Raw genomic sequence first — 643 nt, 5'->3', positions numbered from 1 at the left:
AACCGCCTGCTGTTCGGCGGGCAGGGCACCGGCACGTGCTGGGCGCAGCACGACGTCAACGCGTATCTGCTGACGCGGCTGAACACGGTATTTCCGCAGCACGACGGCCGCTTCACGCTCGACTACTGCTGGAGCGGCGTCAGCGACTTCACGCTGAACGGGGCGACCGACAGCCGCAAGACCGACGGCCGCGTGCCGATGTACATGGTGCAGGGCTGGAGCGGGCACGGCGTCGCGCAGACGGTGCGGATCGGCAAGGCGATCTGCGACGATTTCGTCGGACGCAACGACGATTTCTCGATGCTGACCGGCATCGACCATCGCGAGATCCCGCTCGGCCGGCAGTTGTCGCCGATCGCGATTCCGGCCGCGAAGGCGGCGATGAGCGTGATGAGCGCGCTGAACCCGGGGCGGATGATCTCGTTCTGACCTTCCGGCCGCAGGCGAACCGCCAATGAAAAGCCCGATGCGATTGCTCGCATCGGGCTTTTTTTCCGTCCGGGGACGGCGGCGCTTACGCGATCCGCTTCGCCAGTTCGACGGCCTTGCCGATGTACGACGCAGGCGTCATCGCGAGCAGGCGGTCCTTCGCGTCCTGCGGGATCGCCAGCGTGCCGACGAATTCCTGCAGCGCTTCGCGCGT

Annotated in this window: 1 protein-coding gene; it reads left to right on the top strand. The window is 66.7% G+C overall.

Translation table 11 applies throughout. From position 1 onward, the window contains the following. Nucleotides 1–429 (top strand): FAD-dependent oxidoreductase (locus PI86_RS15540; protein WP_039324416.1); only part of this gene is annotated, 429 nt, incomplete at its 5' end. Between the last annotated feature and the right edge of the window lie 214 nt (nucleotides 430–643).

It is taken from the genome of Burkholderia sp. A9, assembly GCF_000801975.1.
Note: the sequence above shows the minus strand (reverse complement) of the source record. Positions and strands in the feature narration are given on the sequence as shown.